We start from the raw sequence: 25,457 nt of genomic DNA on the forward strand, positions 1-25,457 counted from the left end.
CCTCAACAAGTGCGCGGTGAAGCTAATTATTACGGGTCTGTTTGTCTAAACCTCCGCCGCCGGAGCGGCGAACTGCGCCTCATACAGCCGCGCATAAGCCCCACCCGCGGCAAGCAGTGAAGCGTGCGTGCCCTGCTCCACGATCTGGCCGGCCTCCATCACCAGGATGAGGTCGGCGTCGCGGATCGTGGACAGGCGGTGCGCAATGACAAAGGAAGTCCGGTCGGACCGCAGGGCACTCATCGCCTTCTGCACCAGCACCTCAGTCCGGGTATCCACAGACGAAGTGGCCTCGTCCAGGATCAGCACCGACGGCCGCGCTAGGAACGCCCGGGCAATCGTCAGCAGCTGCTTCTCCCCGGCAGACACGTTGGACCCCTCGTCCTCAAGCAGAGTGTCGTACCCGTCAGGCAGCGACCGCACGAACCGGTCCACATACGTCGCCCGCGCCGCCTCCAGAATTTCAGCTTCAGTAGCCGAAGGCCGCCCATATGCAATGTTGTCCCGGATGGTCCCCGCGAACAGCCACGTATCCTGCAGCACCATCCCCATCCGCGAGCGCAGCTCGCGCCGCGGCACCGAGGTGACGTCCACGCCGTCGAGCGTTATCCGCCCCGCATCAATCTCGTAGAACCGCATCATCAGGTTTACCAGCGTGGTCTTCCCCGCCCCGGTGGGCCCCACAATCGCCACCGTCTGCCCCGGCTCCGCCACCAGGGACAGCGAGGAGATCAGTGGCTGCTCCGCCGAATACGAGAATGACACATCCGAGAACACCAGCCGCCCCCGCCCGAACACAGGCCCGGTAGAAGGGGCCGGCTCCACAGACTCCTCCTCCTCGTCCAGCAAAGAGAACACCCGTTCAGCCGACGCCACCCCGGACTGCAGCACGTTCGCCATGGACCCCAGCTGCGCCAGCGGCATGGTGAACTGCCGCGAGTACTGGATGAACGCCTGCACATCGCCCAGCTGCATCGCCCCGGACGCCACCTGCAGCCCGCCCACCACGGCGATCCCCACATACACCAGGTTCCCGATGAACGTCATGGCCGGCATGATCAGCCCGGAAATGAACTGGGCGCCAAAGCTGGCCTCATACAGCTCCGCGTTCTTCTGCCGGAACCGCTCCCCCACCTCCTGCTGCCGGCCGAACACCTTCACCAGCGCATGCCCGGTGTACGTCTCCTCGATCTGCCCGTTCAGCTCCCCCGTGTGCTTCCACTGCGCCACGAACAGCTTTTGCGAGCGCTTGGCGATCAGCGCCGTCAGCCCCAGCGTCAGTGGAATGGTCACCAGCGCGATCAGCGCCAGCGTGGGCGACAGGATCACCATCATCACCAGCACACCCACCACGGTCAGCACCGACGTGACCGCCTGGCTGATGGTCTGCTGCAGGCTTTGGGAGATGTTGTCGACGTCGTTGGTGACCCGGCTGAGCAGCTCGCCGCGCTGGATCGAATCGAAATACCGCAGCGGCAGCCGGTTGATTTTCGCCTCGATCCGCTCCCGCAGCCCGAACACCGTCCGCTGCACCACCCCGTTCAGCACATACGCCTGCACCCACATAAACGCCGACGACAGCACATACAGCACCAGCGCCCACGTCAGCACACTGCCCAGCGCCGCGAAGTCGATCCCCTGCCCCGGCACCAGGTCCATCGCGCTGAGCATGTCCGCGCGCTGCCCCTCCCCGGACGCCCGCAGCTGCGCAATCACCTGCTCCTTGCTCGTCCCGGCCTGCAGCTCCCGGGACACCACGCCGGCGAAGATCAGGTTGGTGCCCTCCCCCAGCAGCCGCGGCCCGATCACGGACAGCGCCACCCCGGCCACCGCCGTCACGAACACCAGCAGCAGCCACGCCCGCTCCGGCCGCAGCGTCCCCATCAGCCGCTTGGCCGACGGCCAGAAGTTCATCGCCTTCTCCGCCGGGACGTTCATCCCCGCGAACGGCCCGCCGCGCCCCGGGCCGCCTGCCGGGCGGGGGATGCGGACGACGTCGGCGCTTGCCGTTTTGGCCCCGGGCGCGGTACCGGCAGCGGACGACGGCGGGCGGTGCGGCGCGCTCATACCGTCTCCTCCGCTGCCAGCTGGGAGGAGACGATCTCGCGGTACGTCTCCGAGGTCTCCAGCAGCTCGCGGTGCGTTCCGCGCCCCACGATCCTGCCGTCGTCGAGCACTAAGATCTGGTCCGCATCCACAATGCTGGAGACGCGCTGGGCGATGATCACCAGCGTGGCGCCGGCGGTGCTGCGCTTGAGCGCCTGCCGGAGCCGGGCGTCGGTGCCGGTGTCCAGCGAGGAGAACGAGTCGTCGAAGATGTACAGCTCGGGCCGTTTCACCAAGGCCCGGGCGATGGCCAGCCGCTGCCGCTGCCCGCCGGAGACGTTGGTGCCGCCCTGGCTGATGGGCGCATCCAGCCCCTCGTCCATTCGCTCCACGAAGTCGCGGGCCTGGGCGATCTCCAGCGCTTGCCAGAGCTCGTCCTCGGTGGCGTCCGGCTTGCCGTAGAGCAGGTTGCTGCGGACGGTGCCGCTGAACAGGTAGGGCCGCTGCGGAACCAGGCCGATGTGCCCCCAGAGCAGGTCCGGGTGCAGCTCGCGGACGTCCACGCCGTTCATCCGGACCGAGCCTTCCGTGGCATCGAACAGCCGGGGCATGAGGTTCACCAGGGTGGTCTTGCCGGCGCCGGTGCTGCCGATGATCGCCGTCGTCTGCCCTGCCCTGGCGGTGAAGCTGATCCCGGTGAGGACCGGCTGGTCGGCACCCGGGTAGGCGAATCCGACGTCGCGCATCTCCAGCTCGCCGCGCCGGCGGCCGTCCTGTGCCGCCGTCGTACTGACGGGATGAAGCGGCGGCCGGACGCTCGACTCGGTCCGCAGCACCTCCCCGATCCGGTCCCCGGACACCGCGGCGCGCGGGATCATCACGGCCATGAACGTGGCCATCATGACGGACATCAGGATCTGCAGCAGGTAGCTCAGGAACGCGATGAGCGTGCCCACCTGCATGGACCCGTCCTGGATGCGGAACGAGCCGAACCAGATCACGGCCACGGACGAGACGTTGAGGACCAGCATGACCATGGGGAACGCGAGCGCCATGAGCCGGCCGGCGCGCAGGGCGGTGTCCGTGACGTCCTCGTTGGCGCGGGCGAAGCGTTCGGTCTCGATGTCCTCGCGGACGAAGGCGCGCACCACGCGGATGCCGGTGAGCTGCTCGCGGAGGACCCGGTTCACGGTGTCGATCCGCTTCTGCATCTTGCGGAACAGCGGCACCATCCGGACGGTGATCAGGCCGACGGCGATCAGCAGCACCGGGACGGCGACGGCGATCAGCCAGGACAGCTGCGCGTCCTGCCGCACGGCCATGATCACCCCGCCGATACTCAGCATGGGCGCGGTGACCAGCATGGTGCCGGACATCAGCACCAGCTGCTGGACCTGCTGGACGTCGTTGGTGGACCGTGTGATGAGGCTGGCTGCGCCGAATTTGGTTACCTCCTGCTCGGAGAAGTCGCCCACCCTTGTGAAGATCGCGTCCCGGAGGTCCCGGCCCACGCCCATCGCCGCCTTCGCCGCGAAGTACACGGCGATGACCGCGCAGACGATCTGCAGCAGGGTGATCCCCAGCATCACGCCCCCCAGGCTGAGGATGTACCCGACGTTGCCCTTGGCCACGCCCTCGTCGATGATGTCGGCGTTCAGCGTGGGCAGGTACAGGGACGCGATGGACTGCGCCAGCTGGAAAATTACGACGGCGGCCAGCAGCTTCCGGTGCGGCCGGACGTATTCAACAAGCAGCTTCCAGAGCATGGGCGGCTCCTGACACAGTGTCCACAAGTTGTGGTGCGAAGGTCAGTTTACGTCCGGAGGCTGGGGTGGGGACGCGCTTGTGGAGGAGAAGTTGAGGCGGTTCTCGGAGGGCGTAGTTGCTCCCGGGCAGCGCGTTCGTCCTGTCGCTTTCTCAGGCTTATCGGGACTGCAGAGCATCCAGTGCGACTGCCATAGCCGCCGCAACCCTGCCATCGAGTCGTGCACCCGGAAGGGTGATGAGGTACCGGTCCCGCAGGGACCTTTCCCGCTCTGATGTCATGAGCACCTCTCCGTTCGTGTCGACAAAGTCGAAGTGGAAACGGAAGGGCGAAGGGACCACATCACCAATCGGCGTCGCTTCCCATATGCGCCGGCCGAGGGCGACGCCAACGTTGCGTTCACTTCCGGTGACTTTCAGCCCGGACGCTTCGAGGTGCCACGTCGACCGCAGCAGGGATTTGGCAAAGTCCTTACGGAAGTTGCCAATTGGTTGTCCATTGGCGTCCAGCACGTCGTACGTCGCGCCGAGGTCGATGCGCTGCCGGGCCTTGAAGGAGAAGATCGGCATGGTCCTCGACTCGTCCTGGTAAAAGGTCACCTGCTCCTTGAAAGCGGCCCGCTTCTGCTGGGCGACGGCGAGCAGGTGCCCGGCCTGCCCGTCTCCAGTGGCGGAACGTATTTCGTAGCGATTCACCATCAGGGTGAGCTTCTGTGTCACGGTGAAGCGCTCGATGCCCTGTAAAAGTTCTGCGGTCATGTCGGTCCTCGTTGGAGCGGTCTCGGATGGTTTGACCTAGCCAGCAGGTCGCGGGCTGGCCTGGACGGTATGTTCTTACCCTAAGGATCCTCTGTGTAGCAGGTGATGATGACCAGACGAGATCCAGTTCGCCGAGATCCAATCATCCAGCACCGCGTACAGGTCACCTGCCTGCATACGGTCGATCGGCCTTCCCTATCGGACCGGGAGGGGGTTGCTGCCGCTGGGGCTGTCGCTTGCGCCCTCGAGAGTTGTCACGAGCCTGCCGACCTGGAACGGCGGGTTACTCATAGATGTTCCTTCGTTACTGGCTGCGGAGTTGGCCTGGGCATTTCGCCGGCATCCGTGCGGGGGATCCCTGCTCCGGCCGGTCAGCCTTCGGACAGGAGGATTCCGGCGTCCTCGACAGGGGCGGCCGGTGAGACAGCTTCACGTACCTTCCTGCCGCGGATATAGCCCACGATCCCCAGGGCAAGGATGGAGCCGAGGGTGCCAAGGGCGAAGGCTTCGAAGGTGAATTGCGAGACTCCCCAAATCTCCTCGAAGTCGTATTCCAGGCATCGCAGTCACACCTCAGGTGGACTGGCGCCAGATGCCCACCGACTGGCTCCAGGCTCCGGACTGGACCTCCTTCGAGCGGGTCCTGGGCAGCGCCTTCCCGCGGGCATTGTTCAACAGCTTCCTCATCGCCCTGGTCACCACGGCCATCGTCGTCGTGCTCTCCGCCATGGGAGGCCACGCGCTTGCCCGGATGAAGGGCAAGCACAAGGACCGCTTCCTGTTCCTGGTCCTGGGCACGCGTATGGGCCCTGCCGTGGTTTTCGCACTGCCGATCTATCTCCTGGCATCCGGCGCAGGCCTCATCGATACGTACGCCGGAATCATCGCCGTCTATATCGTCTACAACCTGGCCTTCGGCATCTGGATGATGCACGGCTTCTTCCTGGACATCCCTGCGGAAGTTGAAGAGGCCGGTTTGGTGGACGGCCTCACGGAGTGGGGCGTGTTCCGTAGGGTTTCGCTTCCCATGGCGGCATCCGGTGTCATTGCGACCGCGACCCTGGTGTTTATTCTTACCTGGAACGAGTTCTTCTACGCGTTCGTCCTCACCCAGCGGACAGCTAACACCTTCCCCACTACGATCCCCGGGTACTTCGGGGCCTTCCAGGTGGAGTGGGGATCGATGTTCGCCGCAAGCACCCTGGGCATCCTGCCGCCTGTCATCTTCGGCATCCTTGCCCGGAAGTGGCTTGGTAAGGGGCTCTCGGGCGGCCTCGTCGACTGACCACACCACATTCAACGCCGGCAGTTGGGCACGCGATGCCCGGCTGCCGGCGTTGGTCATGCATTTCTGGAACCCCCGAAATTGCCTCGCTATCAGCTGACCCGCAGGACCTAAATTCAGGCGAGTTTGGTTACATGGTAAGTGTGGCCGGCCGCGCGGAGTCGCTGTATGAGCACGTTGCCGAGTGCAGTGGCGGGTGTCAGCGACCCTTTCGCGGCGGGCAGCCGGTCACCGTCGAGGGCAAGAGCGAGTGCGGTCTCGCCTGCCATCACGGCGGTGGCGGCATAGCCGGGATCACCGGGGCCAGCAGCAACCGCCTGGTATCGGTGCCCGTCCTCGGTGCGGGCGGTCACCTGGGAGTGGAACCAGCCCGCGCGCTGCGTGCTGGTGCTCGGACCCACACCCGGTGCCGGAAGAAAGCGGTCAAGCACCCTCCGGGTCGGAGGGAACGCCATCGCGCCTGTGAATGCCCGCAGCCCGAGTGCCGTTGCCCTGGCGATGACTGCTCCGGCCGGTCCCCGTGCCACCCCCATCACCTCGCCGTACTGAAGGGAACGGCCGTAGGCCCAGCCCTGCAAGGCGTTGCTGCGGCGCACTATCCGGGTGTTGAACGGGGCCATGACGAAAGGCGCGGTCCAGGTGCCGTTATCGGAACGGCGCACAGGACCGGCGTCAGGAGGCTGTTGTGTCGTCGGTTCCCGTGTGCGGTCCGGGCTCAGAGCGTAGGGGTCCGCGGCTAATGACCTCAAAGCGGTGCTCGATCGCATCGCGTCGAGCTGCCCGCGCATCGATTCGAGCGTGCCTCCGCTGATGCCACCCTTGGCCGTAGCAACAAGTTGGACCTCGACCAAGGCACCAGCGCCATCGGCTTCTGCCGCCTGATGAAGCAGCAGTACAGCGAGGTCGGACGGCACCGAATCGTAGCCGCACGAGTGCACGATCCGGGCCCCGCTCGTCCTGGCCAGAGCGTCGTAACGGTCGATCGCCTCCCGGACGAAGGACACCTCACCGGTGAGGTCGGCGTAGTGCGTACCGGCCCGTGCGCAGGCGGCGACGACGGGTAGTCCGTGTTTCGCGTATGGACCGACGGTTGTGAAGAGCACGCGCGTGCCCGCGGCCAGGGCGGCAATCGAGTCCGCGTCCTCCGAGTCGGCTTCGATGAGGGCCCATCCCTCTGCCTCGGCCGGCAACTGCGACCGAACCGCGGCGAGTCTGGACCTCGACCGGCCCGCGAGTCCGACTCGCATACCGGCCGGTGCATTTTCCGCGACGTAGCCCGCGATCAGTCGGCCAACGAAACCCGTCGCTCCGTAGAGAACGAGGTCATGTTCCCGAGATGAGGTGTCCATAACTGCAGCCTGTCACAGCGGCAACTCCAAGCTGACACACGGCTCCTTGTTTTGAATCGACCTCACCTTGACCGTCATAGTGGAAGAATCCCTAGGATTCTTTATTTCCCGTGGATAGTCTGGGGCAGGAGACCACCCTACGCGAGCGTCAGTGAGAATGTGATCGAAGCAGTTGCTGCGGTAATCGGCCGGAACAATGTCACCACAACCGGCCGGGATGATGGGCCTGTCATGATGTTTGCCCACGGTTTTGGCTGCGACCAGGCCATGTGGCGCAAGCTGCTGCCCTACTTCGTTGATGATTACCGGCTGGTTCTTTTTGATCATGTTGGTGCGGGAAACTCCGACATCAGCGCATATGACTGGGAGAAGTACGGGTCCCTGGACGGGTACGCGTCGGACCTGCTCGAGATTTGCGCCGCCCTCGAGCTTGAGGACGTCATCCTGGTGGGCCACAGTGTCAGCACAATGATTGCCGTGATCGCTGCCGTGCAGGACCCCAACCGTTTCTCCCACCTTGCCCTGCTTGCTCCTTCACCCCGTCATACTGATGACCCGTATGACGGTTACGTGGGCGGGTTTTCGCGGGAAGACATCGAGGGCCTGCTGGCATCCCTGGACAGCAACTATTTCGCCTGGGCCGCGGCCTTGGCGCCCATGGTCATGGGCAACCCGCAGGAGCCGGAATTAGCGGAGGACCTGCGTGCCAGCTTCTGCCGGACAAATCCGGCCATCGCACGCCACTTCGCCGAGGTAACCTTCTTTTCCGACACCCGCCCTCAACTGAAAAAGTTGCGCACCAACTGCCTGATTCTGCAGTGCTCCGACGATCGCCTTGCCCCGCCGGAAGTGGGCGCCTACCTGCACAAGAATCTGGAACACAGCACCCTCATGCAGCTTCAGGCCACCGGGCACTGCCCCCACGTCAGCGCTCCTGAAGAAACGGCTCGGGCGATTCTGCACTACCTCGACACCCGCTCGTGACAGGCGCCGCACGCCCCGGCATTTCGAAAGCCATCCTTGCCCTCGATTATGGGATCACGGAGACGGTTTACCAGAACCTGCGCCACCCTTTTGATACAGGCGTGGGTAGTGCCCGCAAAAGGGGGTGTTCCCCCCTCGTTCGTGGCGTTTCCCGGGCGGGAGGTCAGAACCGCTCTACGCGGCACCCACACCATTCCACAAGTTGGATCGCTGCGATCGGCTCCACGATCTGCTGCGTGGAACGGCTTACATAACGATCTTTGATGAGACGTCAGGGCCTTACTGGGGTTGCGTAAGCCAGACGGCAGGACTCCTACCGGTTTGGGATAGCGAACCTTACTAAGAAACTAATGGACGATGGTTGGCTGCAATAGGGTTCAGTTTGAACGTCCTCCACTCACCCGTTAGCTCGTTCACCAATGCCCGGGCGGTTTACCTGTCGCAACGTCCCAGATATACGAGGTGTCGGCAGGGACATCCACGTGCAGGGACGTGACCATCCTGCGAAGCGAGGCGTACTCCGCGGACGCCAAGTACGTGCGTGCATCGTCATCGATGGTGAAAGTCCTCGCGTACCCGCTCCGCGGCACCTGCGGCGCTTTCACGGTGGGAATCCGGAGGGCATCCCCAAATAGGACAATCAATTGCCCCGTCGGAACCGCCTCCGTTCCGGTGGAGCAGGCGGTACCCCGGCTGCTGTCGGGGACCAGGCCGAAGGTGCCCCGCGTCTCCTGGCCCGCCTCGAGTTCATACCGGTACGCGGTCGTGAGGCCCGGGTCAAGGATTTCTGTGCCCGTCTGTACCTCCTTCCGGTCCAGTTCCACGCCGCTGAAGGGGAACTGGCCGCATGTCCAGGCCAGCGCCCCGGCGGGCGCGGGACCAAGGTACAACATAGCTACCACCAGCCCATCCCGATCCCGGACGGTGGCGTGCAGCCCTGGGAAATCAGTGGACGGCCGGTGGCGCCGGACCTGCCATTCTGCCGGAAGGTCGAAACTGGCGGACAGCTGCGGCCCGGTTGCCCAAGGGCGGGTAACTGTGACGGTCCGCCACAGCAGTCCAGGGTCCGGAAAGGCAGCCTTTGCTGCGTCTTCATCGGCATTCTGGCTCGCTTGGGGCAGCATCTGCAGAATACCGATGAGCAGGATCAGGGCCAACGGGACAAAACCCAGCACCGACCGCGCACTGCCGTGGCGCCGATGCCTGACGCCGGCATGCCGGTAGATACCGGCGTTGCCCGGGGTGAGCTGCTCGGGTTCGTTGGCAGGAGCAAGGATCTGAAGTTCCTCAAGGGAAAATGACGGGTTCGCTGGATCCAACTGAGGGGCAGCGTCCTGGATGCGCTGTTCGATGGGGTTCATAGCAACATCAGGTCAGTGTTGTGGCTGGAGGGCAGGAGGTTCGGGCGGCTGTGGAAGGGGCACCACCCTGCGGAGCCGCCTTTCGGCGTGCCGGTAAGCGCGGTCAAGGCGGCGGCCGGCCTCGGCGATGGAACAGTCCAGGTATTCGGCCAGCTCGGCCATGCTGACCTGGTCCCAGTACACCAGCCGCAGTATCTGCCGGTCAGATGGTCGCAAGGATGCAATCGCCCCGGCGTCCGATGCGGTGCGGGCAGCGGCCTGGTCCTTGTCGTTGGCCATTTTCGTGGCGGCGTCCAGCGCCGTGGCCAGTATGCACCCAAACCGCGGAGCGGCTCCTTCCGGCTCGGCCAAAGCGGCCCGGTAGGCGTCAACGGTGATCGCCCTGGCATAGTGGAGATCCCCGGTTCGCCTTGCCACGGCGGCCAGTATCCGCAGCAGTAAAGCATCTGTCGCTGCTAATTCGCGGGAGCTTGCTGAATCCATGTCTTTACCTCCAGATGCAAAACCGCAGGCCCGTTAGGGGGCCGTGATGTTTACCGAACTGAACATTCGTTTGATGTCCCGGTACTCCGTTGTGTCCATGAAGGCCTCGGCCTCCTCAAGGGTGGAAAACGTGTGGGCTAGCGGATTTGAGGGCACCAGCCAGCCCGGGTACTGGCCGGAGAACAGGACATAGCTGGTGAACATGAAGTAGAAGCCTGGCCGCTCAGCCCTGACCTGGAAGTACTGGGTGCAGGGATCGGTGCTGGTCCCTGGCGCCCGCGTGGTGATGCCGAACGACGGGACAAGCTTGCCGTCGGCGCTGGATACCACCCGGTACACGAAACGGGGCGGAACAGTGCCCTCGATGCCCCGCTCATAGGGAACATCAACCGGTGAACTGTCGAGTTCCGTGAAGGACTCCTGGGGGCCCGGGCATGCAGCAGGATCGTAGCGGCTTCCGAACTGGCCGTAGTAGACCATCGCCGCGGTGACTCGGGCTCCTGATTGGCCCGCCAGGTTGGCTGGAGCGTTCAGATACCCGGCCGCGGCCGGATAGTCCGGGTTGGTACTGTCGACATCATTGTCCGCCTGGTCCAACTGCCACCCAGGGGGAATGCGGACGTGGACAACAGTTTCACCATTCCTGAGGACGTCCGCCGAGAAGCTGCCCAGCCGCCAGTCGTCCGCGGCCGCAGTCCCGGTCTCCGGCGGTGCCACAGGTTGAGGAGACATCACATTCGATGACAGCAGGCCCACCAGCGCTGCGGACACCAGCAACAGGGTGGCTGCCACAATGGCGAGGGCAGGCATCAGTTTGCGGAAGGGCCCGCGAAGCCGAGGCTGGTCGGACCCTGCCCCCTTGTTGTGGACGCGGTCATCCATGGGAAGTACCGTCTGTGCCTGCCGAAATTCCGCCACCGGTGCACGGGGTGGTTCCGCATCGTCCCGGACGGGGTTTGCGCGCCTCAAAAGCTCGTCGATGGGGTCCATGTCAGCTCCCTGCGCTCCGGACGTTCTTCGGAAGGGCAGCTGCGAACGCTTTTTTTGCCCTGTGGATACGGACTCCGGCTGCCCCTTCGGTGCAGCCGAGGCAGCGTGCCAGTTCTGCCGTAGTGAAGTTGTCCCAGTACACCAGGATGAGAACCTCACGGTGACGTTCAGGGAGCCGGCCAAGTGTTTCAATCACCACGTCAGTAGCGGGTCCTTCATCGGCGCGGTGACCATCCGCTGATGCTTCCTGGACCGCGGCCCCAACAAGGGCAAAATCCTTCAGCTTCACCAACAGTTCGCGCCGGCGTTTCCTTCCGCGGTATTCGTTCCCCAAAAGATTGTGCGCCACCGCGCAAAGCCACGGCAGGCCGGCGTCGTCCTGGTCATCAAACTTTCGCCACGCTATCCGGAAGACATCGCCCGTCAGTTCCTGGGCTGTCTCCGGGTCGCCGATACGGCGGAGAATGTAATGGTAGACGCGGCGGTAGTGTGCCCTGTAAAGGGCCTCAAACTCCGTTTCGCGCTCCAACAACATGGGACCGCCCCGCTTACCAGAACCCCGGAATCTCCGGGTACTGATCATGTTTCCGGATACGCAGACTTCCTTACAGGGCGCCCCGAAAGTTTCCCCACCCTATTGCGCGCGAGTGTCCAGTTGGCGGTACCTAAAGACCTTATAACCGCCAGGGCGAGGACTGCGACATGGAGTGGCGCCCGAGCGGCATTCGACATGAAGCGGCAGGTCTGTGAATCGAAGCGGTAAATGGCGGGATTTTCGCAGCGCTAAATGGCAGGTGCCGTTCAGCTGTTGCAGCACGGCCTCTCCGCACTGTCAGAAGGTCGGGCGGTCTGCTCCGTCGACTGTCTTGCAAAGCTAACGATTCGAGGCGCAGAGGTTTCGAGACATGCAGTCTTTTTGGGGCACCCTTTGAGCCCTCCAAGGCTTGGAGCTTCGGGCGGAGGGGAACAATGGAGCCATGGCACGTGGTAATTTGCGCATTTTTCTTGGGCGCCGCGAGGGACGGACGGCTCCGAGGCTGGGGCGGCGGCGGGAGGTACCGGCATTTGTCCTCGCTTTGGGGCTCCCTCCGCTCCTGCAGTTCCTTTTGAAGCTTCTGCCTCATGACCAGTTGTCAACGGACATGCTGGTACAGCTCACCGGGATTGTTGGTGTCGCGCTGCTAGGGGGGCTGTGGCCCGCAGTATTGGCGGCTGTGGTCGCTGGGTTGATCGTGAATTACTTCAGCGTCCGACCTTTCGGGTCATTGGCGGTGATTGATCCTGAGAATGTCCTGGCGTTGTTCATCTTTGTCGTGGTGGCGGTGGCCGTGTCACTGGTCGTGGACCGCTCGGCGAAGCTCAGCAGGGAGGCGCACATCGCCGGGGCGGAAGCGGCGGTCCTTAGTGATTTGAGCCGTCGGGCGGTCGCTGAAGGAAACAGTATCCCTGCGTTCCTGGCCAAGGTTCGGGAGCATTTTCAGGTGAAGGGAGCAGGTCTGTGGGTCAGGCGTGAGACTGGGCCGGGCGCGAGCGTGGTGTGGGAGCTTCAGGAGTTTTCCGGCGAACCCCGCCCGACTGTCCTAACGGATGCTGACATAGTGGAGCAGCTGGACCGGGACCGGAGGCTCACACTCACCGGAAAGGAACTGACCCAGGATGAACGTCGGTTGTTGGCCGCATTCGGTGCGCATCTGCTGGCCATGGTCCAACGCGAAGAGCTCACCGCGAGCCAGCGGGAAAACCTACGCCTGGCCGAGGGGAACATCGTGCGAACGTCCATTCTGCGGGCGGTGTCCCATGATCTGCGCACGCCCTTGGCTGGCGTCAAGTTAGCGGCAAGCAGCTTGCGCGACAAGACCATTAGTCTCGCGCCTGAGGAGCAGGAAGAACTGCTGGACACCGTGGAGTCCGGTGCGGACCGGCTGGCCCATCTGATCAGCAACCTTTTGGATATGTCCAGGATCACCGCGGACTCCGTTGCGCCCCTTATCCGCCCGGTCTTTTGGGCCGATGTGGTGGGTGAAGCGCTCCGCGGCACGGACTCGCAGAGGCTCCGCGTGTTGCTGCCGGACAACATGCCGCCGGTCGATGCCGATCCCGGGATGCTCGAACGCGTGATCGCGAACCTGGTGGAGAACGCTTTGAAGTATGCCCCCGATTCTGATGTGGTCATCTCCGGCGCCGTGGGTGGTGCGGGCAGTGCAAGAATTGGGGATATTCCTGCCAGCGAGCTCACCGTCGTCGACCACGGCTCCGGCATCCCGGCAGGCAAGGTCTTGGCCATGTTCCGACCCTTCCAACGAGCCGATGACACCACGCCCGGGACAGGAATCGGCCTCGGCCTGGCCGTGGCGAAAGGGTTCACCGAAGCCATGGGCGGGGTTCTGCTGGCTGAGCCCACCCCCGGCGGGGGCTTGACGATGGTGATCCGGCTGCCGCTCTCCACCGGCGTAGCGCCGACACCTCCCACGAAAGGACTCCATGGCATCGGTACTGATCGTTGATGACGAGGTCCAGATCCTCCGTGCCCTGCAAATCAACCTGAACGCCAGGGGCTATTCCACCGTCACCGCATTCACCGGACAGAACGCGCTGGAGCAGGCGGCCCAGCATCCGGTGGACGTCATCATCCTGGACCTCGGTCTTCCCGACCTGGACGGTGTCGAGGTGATCCGCCGGCTCAGGCGTTGGAACAAAGTCCCGATCGTGGTCCTGTCCGCACGGCACGGGTCTGATGACAAGATCCAGGCCCTGGATGCCGGCGCTGACGATTATGTGACCAAGCCGTTCGGGATGGACGAACTGATGGCCCGGCTCCGTGCCGCCTTGCGCCGCGGCTCCCCCGGGGACACTCCGGTGATCGAAACCAGCAGTTTTACCGTCAACCTCGCCACCAAGCAGGTGACCCGCCGGGGTGTGACGGTCCGGCTCACGCCCACTGAGTGGAACATTCTGGAGTTGCTGGCCAGGAACAGCGGCGCCCTGGTCACACATGAGGAGATCCTCAGACAGGTGTGGGGTCCTGCCTACTCCGAGGAGACCGCCTATTTGCGGGTTTACCTCGCCCAGCTGCGGCGGAAGCTCGAAACCGACCCGGCGAGTCCACGGCACCTGCTGACCGAAACCGGACTGGGATACCGCTTCCAGGAGTAGCCCCTTCACACCTGCTGCAGGGGCTTGTTTGACGTCCGCAAGAGGGCGTTAAGAAACCATTAAGATCGGCGGAAACCCCGCGTTGACGGGCTTTGCCCGGTGCTACGCTCCGGTGGTTATCAGCACAGCGTCGCGCCTGAAAACGGGGAGAGTTGTGCCCGTTTTTGGCAGTATAGAAAGACACGTCCTTGACGGCTTCTGCCCGGTTCTCCATTCCTGCCACCGTTCCCAACCCTGAACGCGAAGCTTCCCCCGGCAGCCCGCTGGTCAGGTGGCTGCTGGAACACCGGGTGAACCAGCCCGTGGGACCGGAGGCAAACGAAAGCCATGCCGCCCAGCAGAGCTGGTGGAAGGTCATGTGCCTGACCGGAGTGGACTACTTCTCCACCCTGTCCTACCTGCCCGGTATCGCCGCCCTCGCCGCCGGGGCGCTCTCCCCGCTGGCGACGCTGCTGATCGTGGCCCTGACACTGCTCGGGATGCTGCCCATGTACCGGCGGGTGGCCAAGGAAAGCCCCCACGGCCAGGGGTCCGTGGCGATGCTCGAACGGCTCCTGCCGTTCTGGCGGGGGAAGGTCTTCGTGCTGGTCCTGCTGGGCTTCGTCGCAACCTCCTGGATCATCACCATCACCCTCTCCGCAGCTGATGCCACCGTGCACCTGCTCGAAAACCCCTACCTGCCACCTTTCCTTGAGGGCCAGGCCGTCACGATCACCGTGGTCCTGCTCCTGATCCTGGGCGGGGTGTTCCTGCTGGGCTTCTCCGAAGCCGTCGCCGTCGCCATCCCCCTGGTGGCAGTCTTCCTCCTCATGAACGCCGTCATCATCGGCACCGGAATCATGGACGTTTTCACCACGCCCGGTGCGCTCACCAACTGGACCGAGGCCCTCACCTCTTCAGGCGGTGGCTTCACCGGAATCATTGGCCCCGCCCTGATCGCGTTTCCCCTGCTGGTTCTGGGCCTGTCCGGCTTCGAAACCGGTGTCAGCATGATGCCCCTGGTCGCCGCCAAAGGCAGCACCCCTGAGGAAAAGCTGGCCGGCAGGGTCAAAAACACCCGCAAACTCCTGACCGCGGCCGCACTGATCATGAGCGTCTACCTGCTGGGCAGCAGCTTCGTCACCACCGTCCTCATCCCCGCCGAAGAATTCCAAGCCGGCGGCGAGGCCAACGGCCGCGCCCTTGCCTACCTGGCCCACGAACACCTCGGCAACGGCTTCGGGTCCGTCTACGACATCAGCAGCATCCTGATCCTCTGGTTCGCCGGTGCCTCCGCCATGGCAGGGCTGATCAACATCGTCCCCCGCTACCTGCCCTCCTACGGCATGGCCCCGGACTGGTCCCGCGCCGTCCGCCCGGTGGTCCTCGTTTACACCGCCATCAGCATCCTGATCACCATCGGTTTCAACGCCGACGTCAACTCCCAGGCCGGCGCCTACGCCACCGGCATCCTCGCGATGATGGTCTCCGGCGCCATCGCCGTCACCATCTCCGCGATCCGCAAGAAGCAGCGGGCAGCGTCCATCGGCTTTACCGTACTGACCGTGGTGATGCTCTACGCCCTCGCCGCGAACGTACTCGAAAAACCGGACGGCATCACCATCTCCGGGTTCTTCATCCTCGGCATCATCGCCGTGTCCCTCGTCTCCCGCATCAGCCGCACCACCGAGCTGCGCGTGGACAGGCTTGAGTTCGACGACAACGCCCGCCGCTTCATCGCCGACACACTCGAGTACGACGGCCGGATCAACCTCATCGCCAACCGCCCCCAAGCCCGCAACGCCGCCGAATACGCCGGGAAGGAAGCGGAACAGCGCGAGAACAATCCTGTGCCGGGCACGGCTGATGTGATCTTCCTGGAAATCGACATCACCGACCCTTCCGAGTTCAGCGACACCCTGGCTGTTCACGGTGTGGAGGTGGACGGCCACCGGGTGCTCCGCGCCCAGAGCCCGGCCGCCCCGAACGCCATCGCGGCGATCCTCCTTGCCCTGCGCGACTGCACCGGCGTCCGCCCGCACGCCTACTTCGAATGGTCCGAAGGCAACCCCCTGGCCCACCTGATGCGCTACCTGCTCCTGGGACGCGGCGACACCGCACCGGTCGTCCGCGAGATCATCCGCGAAAACGAACCAGACCCGGACCGGCGTCCCGGTATCCACGTGGGATGAGCCTGCGCAGGAGCCCCCCGCAACCGGCGGAAACTGGAGTGCCGGGGCTGGACCCTGCCAGCGTCGCCGCTGTCCAGAAAATGCTGCGGGAAGCCAGGAACGGTAAGCCCGGGAAGGGCAACGTCGTCCGCAGGCTGATGTCCCATCCGGTCAGGGCCGTCCCGGTGGCGTTTTTACTGGTCATCATCATCGGCGCCGCTTTGCTGATGCTCCCGGCGGCCCGGACTGACGGCGGCGCTGAAGGGTTCATGCCGGCCCTGTTCACCTCGGTCTCGGCGGTCTGTGTCACCGGCCTGATCACCGTGGACACGGCAACGTTCTGGACCCCCCTGGGGCAGGGCATCATCCTCGGGCTCATCCAGGTCGGCGGGTTCGGCATCATGACCCTGGCCACCCTGCTGGCGCTGCTGGTCCGCAAAAACATCGGCCTGCGCGGGCAACTGGTCGCACAAACGGAAACCCACACCCTGAACCTCGGCGACGTCCGGACCGTGCTGTTCAAGGTCGCCAAGATCATGCTCGGGTTCGAAGCCGCAACAGCCCTGATCCTGACTGCCCGGTTCTGGATCGCCTACGACCAGAACCCTGCCACAGCCCTCTGGCACGGGATCTTCCACGCCATCTCCGCCTTCAACAACGCCGGGTTCTCCGTCTACAGCAACAACCTCATCGGCTTCGCCGAAGACCCCTGGATCATCACCCCCATCTGCCTGGCCATCATCGCCGGCGGACTCGGATTCCCGGTCATCATCCAACTCAGCCGCGGCGAGCTGAAGCCCAAAAACTGGACCATCCACCTGCGCCTGACCATCTACGGAACACTCTTCCTCCTGACCGCCGGTACTGCGCTGTTCGCCGCGTTCGAATGGAACAGAAACGAAACCCTCGGCCAACTCTCCCTCACCGGCAAGATCCTCGGCTCCTTCGCCGGCGGGATGTTCCCGCGCACCGCCGGGTTCAACAGCATCGACTACGGCGTTGCCGCCCCGGAAACACTGATGGTTTCCAACATTTTGATGTTCATTGGCGGTGGCAGCGCCGGCACCGCCGGCGGCATCAAAATCACCACCTTTTTGGTGCTCGGCTTCGCCATTTGGAACGAAGTCCGCGGCCGCGACCAGGTCACCATCGCCCACCGCTCCATCAGCTCCTCATCCCAGCGCCAGGCCCTCTCCGTAGCCCTGCTCGGCATCGGAACCGTCATGATGGGCACCATGCTGCTGCTCATGTTCACCGACTACAGCCTCGAAAAAGTCCTCTTCGAATCCATCTCCGCCTTTGCAACCGTCGGCATGAGCACCGGCATCACCTACAACCTGCCCCCGGCTGCCGAATGGGTCCTCATGGCCCTGATGTTCACCGGACGCATCGGCACAGTCGCCGTCGCCTCCGCCCTCGCCCTCTCAGCCCGGCCCCGCCTCTACCACCTCCCCGAAGAACGGCCCATCATCGGGTAACACCCTCCCTCCGCCGGTACAGTGAACAGGCGCCTTTCTGCCGCCGGGCACTTTCACCGGCTCCCCGCTGCAGCCAGCCGTTCCGCAACGAACCACCCAGATTTCCCCCGAGGAGGGCATCAACCATGACGATGGTGGACAACGCCGTTTACGTCAACGGCCACCGGACCGACAACCCCCGGAACCTGGACGAGACGTATGAAGTGATGCGCGAACGCGGTGGAATGGCCTGGATCGGGCTGTACCGGCCCGAACCGGCAGAGATCCAGTCAGTAGCAGCCGAATTCAACCTCCACGAACTCGCCGTCGAAGACGCCCTGCATGGCCACCAGCGCGCCAAACTCGAACGCTACGGTGACACCCTCTTCACGGTCCTGCGGCCCGCTCGGTATCTGGACGACGTGGAAAAGGTCGAATTCGGAGAACTGCACGTCTTCGTCGGCCCCGACTTCGCGGTGACTATCCGCCACGCCGAGTCCCCGGACCTGGCCCGGGTCCGCCGCAGACTGGAAACCGATCCCGACCTGCTTAACCTCGGACCCCAGGCCGTCCTCTACGCAATCCTGGACGAAGTCGTAGACCAGTACGAACCTGTCGTGGCCGGCCTGGAAAACGATATCGATGAAATCGAGGACGAACTGTTCGGTTCCAACCCGGACGTCACCCGCCGCATCTACGAACTCTCCCGCGAAGTCATCGAATTCCAGCGCGCCACGCACCCCCTGCGCGGCATGCTTGAAGCGCTCCTGCGCGGCTCCGACAAATACGCCCTGGACCTGGAACTTCAGCGCCGGCTCCGCGATGTCCACGACCACGTCCTGCGCCTGGTCGAACGGGTGGACGGGTTCCGTGCCCTGCTGCAAAACGCCCTGACCGTTAACGCCGCCCTGGTCGGGCAACGGCAAAACGAGGAAATGCACCACCTCGCCGAATCCAGCCTCGCCCAGAACGAGGAAGTCAAGAAAATCTCGTCCTGGGCAGCCATCCTGTTCGCCCCCACCCTCGTCGGGACCGTCTACGGCATGAACTTCAACTACATGCCCGAACTGGACTGGGCCTTCGGGTACCCCTTAGCCCTGGCACTCATGCTCGCCATGGGCATCGTCCTCTACCTGTCCTTCAAACACCGCAAGTGGCTGTAGGCCGCCCCGCCCAAGGGGCTGCAATGGCCAATAAGGTTTCGCTGAGAAGAGGTTTCGAGACACCCTGCTCGGGTTAGGAGAAGGATTTGTAGGCATCAGACGGAACCCTCTTCGGACGGTCCTGTTAGCCAAGGGCCACGTGTACTGGCTTGAATCTGAATGGACCTCCGCACTCCGGCCCGTAAGGGTATTCGCCGGTTGATTCCGTCTCTATTGGCAAAAGACTGGCAAAGCGATCCTGAGAGGTAGTGCTCGCGTCCACGTATATTGATGTGACACTTACGCGCGGAGCCAGGCATGGCCGGGATTGGGGCACTAGCCATTTACCTTCGGCATGCCCGTCACCGGCTCAGGAGTGCAGCCCTCACCGAAACAAGCTGACACCGATTCCGGCGGGGTGGAGAAGGAAAGTTCGACCTAACCCACAAACGCCCAGTCCGCCGCCCACAACCGGGGACAATTATTATGGGTTATCCACCGCTACTGCTGCAAGGGAGCTACTCCAACGGCTCCTTCTTACAGCCGTGGATAACCTGAATTGTGCCCAACCATGGACGGATCAGAGTCGCCGCCAGTTCCGGCCGAGATCAACTGCCGGCGCTTAAAGAGAGGCAGGGTGACTTCTCACGCCGTCGGCCGTCCGGTAGTCTTCGATGGCGCTCTGGAGATCGGACAGTTGGGTATGTGACATAGTCCACACTCTCGAGATGTGTGGATCCTTCCTAAAGGTGACTTTTACTTCGTCGACCGAGAATAGCTGTTCATCGTTATGCTCGACGGCAAACCAAGTACCACTCATTTGCTTCTTCTTCCCTTTGCTATGGATCTCTTCGCCGTTCTAATCACTCGGATGCGAGGGTGAAAGGCGAGGCCGCGGAGATCGTTGGAAACCGCCTAGGCCAACTGGTGTATCCGCGCCTAAGCCCGGCGTTGAGAGGTTCGTCAGAGGTTGTTAGTGAATTCCTTTGCCTCTTCCTGAGAGCGTGTCGCGAGCCTAGGTGGTTTCCCGTATCAATCCGTGGGGCACGGCCGGATGCGCCCGCACCACGTAGCAGCCCTCGCCGACGTCGGTGATCATGATGCCTGTTGAGTACCTGTCGGCTGCTTCCCGTACCTCGCGGACGGCATTTGTGAGTGCGTCGGGGAGCTGGCCTGCTTCCTGCACTCTGACCTCCACCATGCCGGCACTGCGCCCCTCGGTCCGCTGCTCCACACCGTTCATCCGCCTGCGGAGCCGGCAGTTTCTGCCGGTTTGGTGCTTGCGGGGGTGGTGCCGGGGACGGAGGTGCCTGAATCGGCTCTGCATCCATCTTCTGGCACGTTCGCCTCTCCTGTCAGGCGGACAGCGGTCAGGCCGGCTGCTGCGGCCCAGGCTTGGGGTGAACCTGCGTGGTGGTATTGGACGGGCACGGGGAAGTCTTCACGGGAGAAGCCGCCGAAGAGCTCCGGCAGTGTGTTGCTGAAGTGCGCAGCTGCCTCCCGTATCCCCTTAGCGACCGTCCGTGCCTCGGCCAGAAACCCGTATCGTGCCATCCCTTCGGCTGCCAACATGGTGTCGTGCGGCCACACCGAACCGTTGTGGTAGGACATGGGGTGGTAGTAGTGCTGCCCGGCGGCGAGGGTGCGGATCCCCCAGCCGGTGAAGAAATCGTTCTGGAGCAGTCGTGAGGTGACTGCCCGGGCATCCTCCGGGTCGAGGATGCCGGTCCAGAGCAGGTGCCCTGCGTTGGAGGCAAGCGCATCCACCTGCCGTCCTTCGGCGTCCACTGCCAATGCGGGGAAGTTTTGCTGTTCCATCCAAAATTCTTTGCGGAAGCGGGCTTTGAGCTCGTCCGCGACCTGCTGCAGGGTGTCTGCCCAGGCTTGGTCACCCCACTGTTCCGCCGCCAGGCGCGCGCATTCTTGCAGGCCGTGCCAGGTGTAGCCCTGAACTTCGGCCAGCGCGATACTGCCTGCCGGTTCCCGGCCGTCGGCACCGGCTACAGCGTCGAAGGAGTCCTTCCAGCCCTGGTGCAGCAGCCCGTTCGGGTCTGGAGTGTAGCGGAGGAATCCGGTGTCCCACAGGCCGCCGTCACCAAGGATCCAGTCCACCGCAGCCCGGGCGGGCTGCTCGAGCTCGCGGAGCAGCGCGGGGTCGTCCAGGCGTCCCAGGGCCATCAGGAACAGGGGCGTGGAGTCTACAGTGCCGTAGTACCGGCCGTATGGCACCGCGCCCAGATGTGCCAGCTCGCTGACCCGGACCTCATGCACCATTTTGCCCGGCTGCTCCACACGCAGAGGATCGTCAGCGGTGCCTTGCGTGGCTGCGAGGGCGCGGAGGACATCGCCGAGTAACTGCGGGCGTTCAGCCCGGGTGAGCATGGAGGTCAGCAGGGAGTCGCGGCCAAAGAGGGTAAGGAACCAGGGCAGCCCGGCAGCAGGAATAGTCAGAGCGGGTTCCGCTGGGCAGGGCATCAGCAGCGAGTCCAGGTCCTTGAGGCTCTGCTCGGCCAGTGGGTCGGCAACCTCATCAGCACTTCCGGCGGCGGCATTTCCGGCTGCGCCCGGAACCGGTGGTCGTGATTCGCCGCCGCACAGGGCGGCAATCGTCAGGTTCTGTGTCTCCCCGACGCCCAGCGGCAGGTCCCAGGACAGCACGACGCCAACGAAGCGGCCGGCCACCGGCTCCCGGACGACGGCCGGCACCCTGCTGGCGGTGAGCTGCAGCCCGGCCTCGAAGGTTCGGCCACCGTAAGTATGGGTGTAATCGAAAGCGACGGAGCCGTCCTCGTGCACTGTCAGGCTGCTGGCGGCACCGCTAAGATCGAAGGTCCGGCCGTCGGTGCGCACGGTGAACTGGTCAGCGAAATCGGTTCCCGCCCGTAGCACCAGCCGGGCCGTTATCGGCTCCCGGCCCAGGTTCCTGATGGACAGGGTTTCCGTGAGGCCGCCTGCATCCAGTTCCTGTGTACGGAAGGCGACGAGGTCGTGGGTTTGGTTCCGCCGCGCGGCGGGACTCAGGGCAGTATGGCGGCGGCCCGGTTCGCGGACGCTTCCCACATCCCAAAAAGTGGAGTCGTCGATTTCCAGGATCCAGCGGGACAGGAGTCGGGTGTCCGCCACGTAGAGGCCCTCGGTTCCCAGCGCGGACACGTCGGCACGGCCAACGCTGCCGTCAGCGGCTCCACGCATCATGGCGCCGTGGGCCACCAGGACCGATACCGCGGACGGAGGGGCGAGGGCGGTCATGAAGCGCTCCGGTGGTAGGTGGTTTCCAGTGCCAGCGCGGCTGTCCAGCTGAAGCTGCGGGTGCCGTGGGCCGCGCCGGTCCACGGGTCGATGTATTCAGGGAAGTTGTGTTCGGCCGCGAGCCGGCCGATGTTGCCGCGGAGATACTCCGACTGCTCCGTGCATCCCGCCAGTTCCAGCGCCTCGGCCACCATCCAGGACATGTTGAACCAGGCTGGTCCACGCCAGTAGAGAGCGGGGTTGTGGTCCTCGGCGGTAGCGTCATAGCTTGGCACCAGGAGTGCGTTGCCGCCCATGAAGCGTGGCCCGTTAAGTGTGGCCAGCAGGTCTTCGGTATGGGCGTGTCCGCTCAGCAGCAACGGGATCAGACCGTTGATAGTGGCTTTGCGGACAACACTTCCGTCCGTGATGTCGCGGGCCGAGTAGCAGCCCAGTTCCGGGACGTAGAGCTCCTCCAGTGCAGCGGTGACGAGCTTGGCCCGTTTCCGGTGGGCGGTGCCCGGCAACCCGAGCTCCGACGCGATGTCCGCCAGGGCATATTCCGAAACGGCCAAGAGGGTGTTGAAGAGCGGGTCCTCCATCAGGAACGGGTAGTCCGCGTCGGTGTCGTCGCAGTTGTGGTCCCGGTAGCGTTCGGCCATCCAGAAGTACTTTCCGTATTCCTTTTGGCTGGGACGCTCCCCCGGGTCCGCGTGCTGCAGATCCGGGCGGTTCAGTTCGGTTTTGCAGTCCGCTGGAATGCGAGTCATTACGGTGTCCCAGAGCGGGGAGTTGTCCGTTCCGGATTCCCAGGGGTGCACGATGCAGGCCAGGCCGGAGCCGCCACGGTTCCGCCGCCCGGTGAGGTAGGCGTGCCAGCGCACCAGCTTGGGGTAGTTCCGTTCCAGGAAGGACCGGCGGCGTGATTCCTCGGGGTCGGCCTGGTGGATTTTCCATACCGCCCAGGCGTGGTTGGGCGGCTGGACCAGGCCGGCCGTGTCCACCCAGCGGGGCGCACCGGGAATGCTGCGGGACTGCCAGAAGGACGCTCCCGGGGAGTAGTCCTGGTCCCGGTGCGGGTCGAACACGATCTGCGGCAACCTGCCGTCGTCCCACTGCCCGGCGAACAGCGCATCCATCTCCTGGCCGGCGCGGCGCGGTGAGACCCGGCTCAGGCCCACCGCGATGAAGGAGGAATCCCAGCTCCACTGGTGCGGGTAGAGGCCGGCGGCAGGAACGGTGTGCGTTCCGCGCCAGTTCGCTTCCAGGACGGCGGTGGCCTGTGCGGCGGTCTGCGCAGGGGTGGCAGGGTCGGCAGCGGCCTTGTTCCCGGCCGGGCCTGCGGCGCTCACAGGTAGCGTCCCAGCAGCGAGGGCACGCGAGGCAGGACTTCGGCCGCCGGGCCGGACAACCGGGACTCCAGGGCGACGGTGCCCTGGTAGCCGATGGATTTCAGGGTCGCCCCGAACAGGGCCCAATCAACGTTGCCGGCACCGGGCTCGAGTCGGTTGGAATCGCTGGCCTGGATGTGGCCGATAAAGGGGGCGGCGTCCTGCAGTGCGGCCGCGGGATCACTTTCCTCGATGTTCATGTGGTACGTGTCCGGCGCCAGGCGCACGGCGTCCTGCCCCACGAGTTTGAGCAGCCGAACGCCGTCGGCCAGGCGGTTGATCATGTGGTCCTCGTAGCGGTTAAGCGGCTCCAGGTAGATTTCCACCCCCTCCGACGCCGCGTGCTCGCCGAGCGCCGTTAGGGCTTCCACCAGCACGGCGGTGTCCTCCTCGTCGGAGCGGGGCGGCACAAACGGCGGGAGGCGCTTGGAGAACATCCCGTAGGACGCCGGTGTCATGACGCCGCGTCCGCCGATCTCGGCCATCACGCTGAGCTGGGATTTCAGTTGGACGACGGCGTCCTTCCGGAGTTCGTCGTCGAACGCGCCGATGAAGTGGGTCATGTCCACGCAGGCGGTGGGCATGACGACCCCGGCGTTTCTCGCCCGCCGCAGTTCTGTCAGCCGGGCCTTGAACTGCAGGTTCCCGGCGGAGCGGAGCTCAATGCCGCCGAAGCCCCATGCCAGCGCGTGGTCGAATTTCTCTTCCAGGCTTCCGCCCGGAAGGTGCTGTTCCTGCACGGTTATTAACGTCATGAGAACTCCAATACAACCTGAAGCGCGGATTGCGGGTCCGTGTCCAGCAGTTCGTAGGCCTTTGCGGCATCGACAAGGGGAAAGGTGTGGGTGACAAGGGACGGGGCATCCAGCAGGCCCTTGGCGAGATGTTCCACCACGGTCTGCTGCAGCCGCGGTACGGTCCAGCGGGAACGGAGGCGGTTGGGAACGGAGCCTATCTGGGATGCCAGGAGCTGGACCCGGTTGTGGTGGAACTCCTCACCGAAGCGCACGCCGGCGGCCTCGCCCTGGTAGAAACCGGCGGCGATGACCGTGCCGTCAGCTCCCACTGCCCGGGTTGCCTCATGGAGCGCGCGGTAGTTGCCGCTGAGCTCGACCGCGACGTCCACACCCGCCCCGCTGGTGATCCTACGGATCCCGCCGGCAAGCTCGGGCGAGGGGTTGAGGGCATGTTCCGCGCCCCAGTCCAGGGCACGATGACGGCGGGCTTCGATGCCGTCCACTGCGATGACGCTGGCCCCGTTCAGCACCGCGAACCGGGTTGCCAGCAGCCCGATGACACCCTGCCCGAAGATGGCAACGGTAGAGCCCGGGCCCAGGTCAGCGGCAAGGACGGCACTGAGGGCAATGGCTCCCACCCTCACGAATGCACCGGCCAGCGGGTCCATTCCCGCCGGCAGCACGTGGCCCCGCAGCGACTCCGCAGCGAGGACCCCTTCGTCCCGGTGGCCCCAGATCCCCCAGACCACATCGCCCAGACGTACCGCGGGATCTGTTTCGGCGGTGCCCGCCGGCGCGGCGACCTCCACCACTTCGCCCACTTCGGAATAGCCCCAGCCGTCCAGCGGGTACCCGAGCATTTCATGGCCGGGCTGGAAAAGCCGGGACTCCGGGTCCCAGACGGACGTCAGGTACGGGTTGGTGCCGCGGTAAGCCGTCAGCTCGGTCCCGGCTGAGATTCCTGAATACATAGTCCGGATCCGCACCTGCCCCGGTTCCAGCGGGGCAGAGGGCTGGTCGATAACAGCGACGCTGCGTGGCGCGGCAATGCGCAGAAAGCGGGACACTTCTTAGCGGTCCTTAGGTGGTGGGCTGTGGCGAATGTTTGTGACGTAACCGACATTAGCATAAGCACTAGCCCACTTGTGTATAGACGTTAGGCAGAATGTGCAGTATCT

Annotated in this window: 20 protein-coding genes; 7 read left to right on the forward strand and 13 right to left on the reverse strand. The window is 64.4% G+C overall.

All coding sequences use genetic code 11. The annotated features are described in order from the left end of the window. Positions 1-45: 45 nt before the first annotated feature. The 3 genes from ACZ9BC_RS09380 to ACZ9BC_RS09390 all read right to left on the reverse strand — a co-directional run bounded on the left by ACZ9BC_RS09380 (position 46) and on the right by ACZ9BC_RS09390 (position 4,569). A complete protein-coding gene (locus tag ACZ9BC_RS09380; protein WP_476245690.1) occupies positions 46-2,067 on the reverse strand; it encodes an ABC transporter ATP-binding protein in 2,022 nt (673 codons plus the stop codon). Further along, the gene (locus ACZ9BC_RS09385) at positions 2,064-3,812 is read right to left on the reverse strand and encodes an ABC transporter ATP-binding protein (protein ID WP_476245691.1); all 1,749 of its coding nucleotides are present in this window, start codon (positions 3,810-3,812) and stop codon (positions 2,064-2,066) included. The genes ACZ9BC_RS09380 and ACZ9BC_RS09385 overlap by 4 nt, the downstream gene beginning before the upstream one ends. Before the next feature lie 157 nt (positions 3,813-3,969). Further along, complete coding sequence (locus tag ACZ9BC_RS09390) at positions 3,970-4,569, reverse strand: LURP-one-related family protein (RefSeq protein ID WP_476245692.1); 600 nt, start codon at positions 4,567-4,569, stop codon at positions 3,970-3,972. Positions 4,570-5,161: 592 nt separating this feature from the next. Here ACZ9BC_RS09390 and ACZ9BC_RS09395 point away from each other — a divergent pair. Next, positions 5,162-5,854, forward strand: a complete 693-nt coding sequence (locus tag ACZ9BC_RS09395; RefSeq protein ID WP_476245693.1) for a carbohydrate ABC transporter permease — start codon at positions 5,162-5,164, stop codon at positions 5,852-5,854. 116 nt (positions 5,855-5,970) lie between these two features. Here ACZ9BC_RS09395 and ACZ9BC_RS09400 read toward each other — a convergent pair whose 3' ends face one another. Continuing rightward, positions 5,971-7,203 carry a saccharopine dehydrogenase family protein gene (locus ACZ9BC_RS09400; RefSeq protein ID WP_476245694.1) on the reverse strand — a complete coding sequence of 411 codons (1,233 nt, stop codon included), beginning with the start codon at positions 7,201-7,203 and terminating at the stop codon, positions 5,971-5,973. A gap of 159 nt (positions 7,204-7,362) precedes the next feature. On the opposite strand from ACZ9BC_RS09400, the gene ACZ9BC_RS09405 reads away from it, so the two are divergent. Then, positions 7,363-8,187, forward strand: coding sequence for an alpha/beta fold hydrolase (locus ACZ9BC_RS09405; protein WP_476245695.1), 825 nt, complete (start codon positions 7,363-7,365; stop codon positions 8,185-8,187). 413 nt (positions 8,188-8,600) lie between these two features. Here the strand turns inward: ACZ9BC_RS09405 and ACZ9BC_RS09410 are convergent, their stop codons facing one another. The 4 genes from ACZ9BC_RS09410 to ACZ9BC_RS09425 form a co-directional block, all read right to left on the reverse strand. Continuing rightward, a complete protein-coding gene (locus ACZ9BC_RS09410; RefSeq protein ID WP_476245696.1) occupies positions 8,601-9,548 on the reverse strand; it encodes a hypothetical protein in 948 nt (315 codons plus the stop codon). A 12-nt stretch (positions 9,549-9,560) separates the two neighbouring features. Next, on the reverse strand, positions 9,561-9,965 hold the full coding sequence (locus ACZ9BC_RS09415; protein ID WP_476245697.1) for an RNA polymerase sigma factor: 405 nt from the start codon (positions 9,963-9,965) through the stop codon (positions 9,561-9,563). 99 nt (positions 9,966-10,064) lie between these two features. Further along, positions 10,065-11,021 carry a hypothetical protein gene (locus ACZ9BC_RS09420; protein ID WP_476245698.1) on the reverse strand — a complete coding sequence of 319 codons (957 nt, stop codon included), beginning with the start codon at positions 11,019-11,021 and terminating at the stop codon, positions 10,065-10,067. Between the two features lies 1 nt (position 11,022). Beyond that, on the reverse strand, positions 11,023-11,556 hold the full coding sequence (locus tag ACZ9BC_RS09425) for an RNA polymerase sigma factor (RefSeq protein ID WP_476245699.1): 534 nt from the start codon (positions 11,554-11,556) through the stop codon (positions 11,023-11,025). A gap of 442 nt (positions 11,557-11,998) precedes the next feature. Between ACZ9BC_RS09425 and ACZ9BC_RS09430 the strand changes: the two genes are divergently transcribed. The 5 genes from ACZ9BC_RS09430 to ACZ9BC_RS09450 all read left to right on the forward strand — a co-directional run bounded on the left by ACZ9BC_RS09430 (position 11,999) and on the right by ACZ9BC_RS09450 (position 18,944). Beyond that, entirely contained in the window at positions 11,999-13,525 is a 1,527-nt protein-coding gene (locus tag ACZ9BC_RS09430; RefSeq protein ID WP_476245983.1) for a sensor histidine kinase, read from the forward strand. Then, positions 13,503-14,174, forward strand: a complete 672-nt coding sequence (locus ACZ9BC_RS09435; RefSeq protein WP_476245700.1) for a response regulator — start codon at positions 13,503-13,505, stop codon at positions 14,172-14,174. Before ACZ9BC_RS09430 ends, ACZ9BC_RS09435 begins: the two co-directional genes overlap by 23 nt. A gap of 188 nt (positions 14,175-14,362) precedes the next feature. Then, positions 14,363-16,345 (forward strand): APC family permease, encoded by a 1,983-nt coding sequence (locus tag ACZ9BC_RS09440; RefSeq protein ID WP_476245701.1) that lies wholly within the window; start codon positions 14,363-14,365, stop codon positions 16,343-16,345. After that, a complete protein-coding gene (locus ACZ9BC_RS09445) occupies positions 16,342-17,802 on the forward strand; it encodes a TrkH family potassium uptake protein (protein WP_476245702.1) in 1,461 nt (486 codons plus the stop codon). The genes ACZ9BC_RS09440 and ACZ9BC_RS09445 overlap by 4 nt, the downstream gene beginning before the upstream one ends. 125 nt (positions 17,803-17,927) lie before the next feature. Further along, positions 17,928-18,944, forward strand: coding sequence for a magnesium and cobalt transport protein CorA (locus ACZ9BC_RS09450; RefSeq protein WP_476245703.1), 1,017 nt, complete (start codon positions 17,928-17,930; stop codon positions 18,942-18,944). 994 nt (positions 18,945-19,938) lie between these two features. Here ACZ9BC_RS09450 and ACZ9BC_RS09455 read toward each other — a convergent pair. Genes ACZ9BC_RS09455 through ACZ9BC_RS09475 form a run of 5 tightly spaced genes read right to left on the reverse strand, consistent with a single transcriptional unit; the run spans position 19,939 to position 25,346 of the window. After that, positions 19,939-20,157 carry a hypothetical protein gene (locus tag ACZ9BC_RS09455; RefSeq protein ID WP_476245704.1) on the reverse strand — a complete coding sequence of 73 codons (219 nt, stop codon included), beginning with the start codon at positions 20,155-20,157 and terminating at the stop codon, positions 19,939-19,941. A 5-nt stretch (positions 20,158-20,162) separates the two neighbouring features. Continuing rightward, entirely contained in the window at positions 20,163-22,172 is a 2,010-nt protein-coding gene (locus tag ACZ9BC_RS09460; RefSeq protein ID WP_476245705.1) for a glycogen debranching N-terminal domain-containing protein, read from the reverse strand. Next, positions 22,169-23,503 carry an MGH1-like glycoside hydrolase domain-containing protein gene (locus tag ACZ9BC_RS09465; protein WP_476245706.1) on the reverse strand — a complete coding sequence of 445 codons (1,335 nt, stop codon included), beginning with the start codon at positions 23,501-23,503 and terminating at the stop codon, positions 22,169-22,171. The genes ACZ9BC_RS09460 and ACZ9BC_RS09465 overlap by 4 nt, the downstream gene beginning before the upstream one ends. Beyond that, positions 23,500-24,297, reverse strand: a complete 798-nt coding sequence (locus ACZ9BC_RS09470) for a sugar phosphate isomerase/epimerase family protein (protein WP_476245707.1) — start codon at positions 24,295-24,297, stop codon at positions 23,500-23,502. Before ACZ9BC_RS09470 ends, ACZ9BC_RS09465 begins: the two co-directional genes overlap by 4 nt. Beyond that, entirely contained in the window at positions 24,294-25,346 is a 1,053-nt protein-coding gene (locus ACZ9BC_RS09475; RefSeq protein WP_476245708.1) for a zinc-dependent alcohol dehydrogenase, read from the reverse strand. Before ACZ9BC_RS09475 ends, ACZ9BC_RS09470 begins: the two co-directional genes overlap by 4 nt. Positions 25,347-25,457 lie beyond the last annotated feature (111 nt).

It is taken from the genome of Pseudarthrobacter sp. TE3704 (genome assembly GCF_056279405.1).

Coding starts and splice junctions, on each gene's coding strand:
- ACZ9BC_RS09450 (WP_476245703.1), top strand. CDS start 17,928: ATGACGATGGTGGACAACGCCGTTTACGTCAACGGCCACCGGACCGAC.
- ACZ9BC_RS09420 (WP_476245698.1), bottom strand. CDS start 11,021: ATGGACCCCATCGACGAGCTTTTGAGGCGCGCAAACCCCGTCCGGGAC.
- ACZ9BC_RS09380 (WP_476245690.1), bottom strand. CDS start 2,067: ATGAGCGCGCCGCACCGCCCGCCGTCGTCCGCTGCCGGTACCGCGCCC.
- ACZ9BC_RS09390 (WP_476245692.1), bottom strand. CDS start 4,569: ATGACCGCAGAACTTTTACAGGGCATCGAGCGCTTCACCGTGACACAG.
- ACZ9BC_RS09430 (WP_476245983.1), top strand. CDS start 11,999: ATGGCACGTGGTAATTTGCGCATTTTTCTTGGGCGCCGCGAGGGACGG.
- ACZ9BC_RS09460 (WP_476245705.1), bottom strand. CDS start 22,172: ATGACCGCCCTCGCCCCTCCGTCCGCGGTATCGGTCCTGGTGGCCCAC.
- ACZ9BC_RS09470 (WP_476245707.1), bottom strand. CDS start 24,297: ATGACGTTAATAACCGTGCAGGAACAGCACCTTCCGGGCGGAAGCCTG.
- ACZ9BC_RS09410 (WP_476245696.1), bottom strand. CDS start 9,548: ATGAACCCCATCGAACAGCGCATCCAGGACGCTGCCCCTCAGTTGGAT.
- ACZ9BC_RS09425 (WP_476245699.1), bottom strand. CDS start 11,556: ATGTTGTTGGAGCGCGAAACGGAGTTTGAGGCCCTTTACAGGGCACAC.
- ACZ9BC_RS09400 (WP_476245694.1), bottom strand. CDS start 7,203: ATGGACACCTCATCTCGGGAACATGACCTCGTTCTCTACGGAGCGACG.
- ACZ9BC_RS09435 (WP_476245700.1), top strand. CDS start 13,503: ATGGCATCGGTACTGATCGTTGATGACGAGGTCCAGATCCTCCGTGCC.
- ACZ9BC_RS09445 (WP_476245702.1), top strand. CDS start 16,342: ATGAGCCTGCGCAGGAGCCCCCCGCAACCGGCGGAAACTGGAGTGCCG.
- ACZ9BC_RS09395 (WP_476245693.1), top strand. CDS start 5,162: ATGCCCACCGACTGGCTCCAGGCTCCGGACTGGACCTCCTTCGAGCGG.
- ACZ9BC_RS09385 (WP_476245691.1), bottom strand. CDS start 3,812: ATGCTCTGGAAGCTGCTTGTTGAATACGTCCGGCCGCACCGGAAGCTG.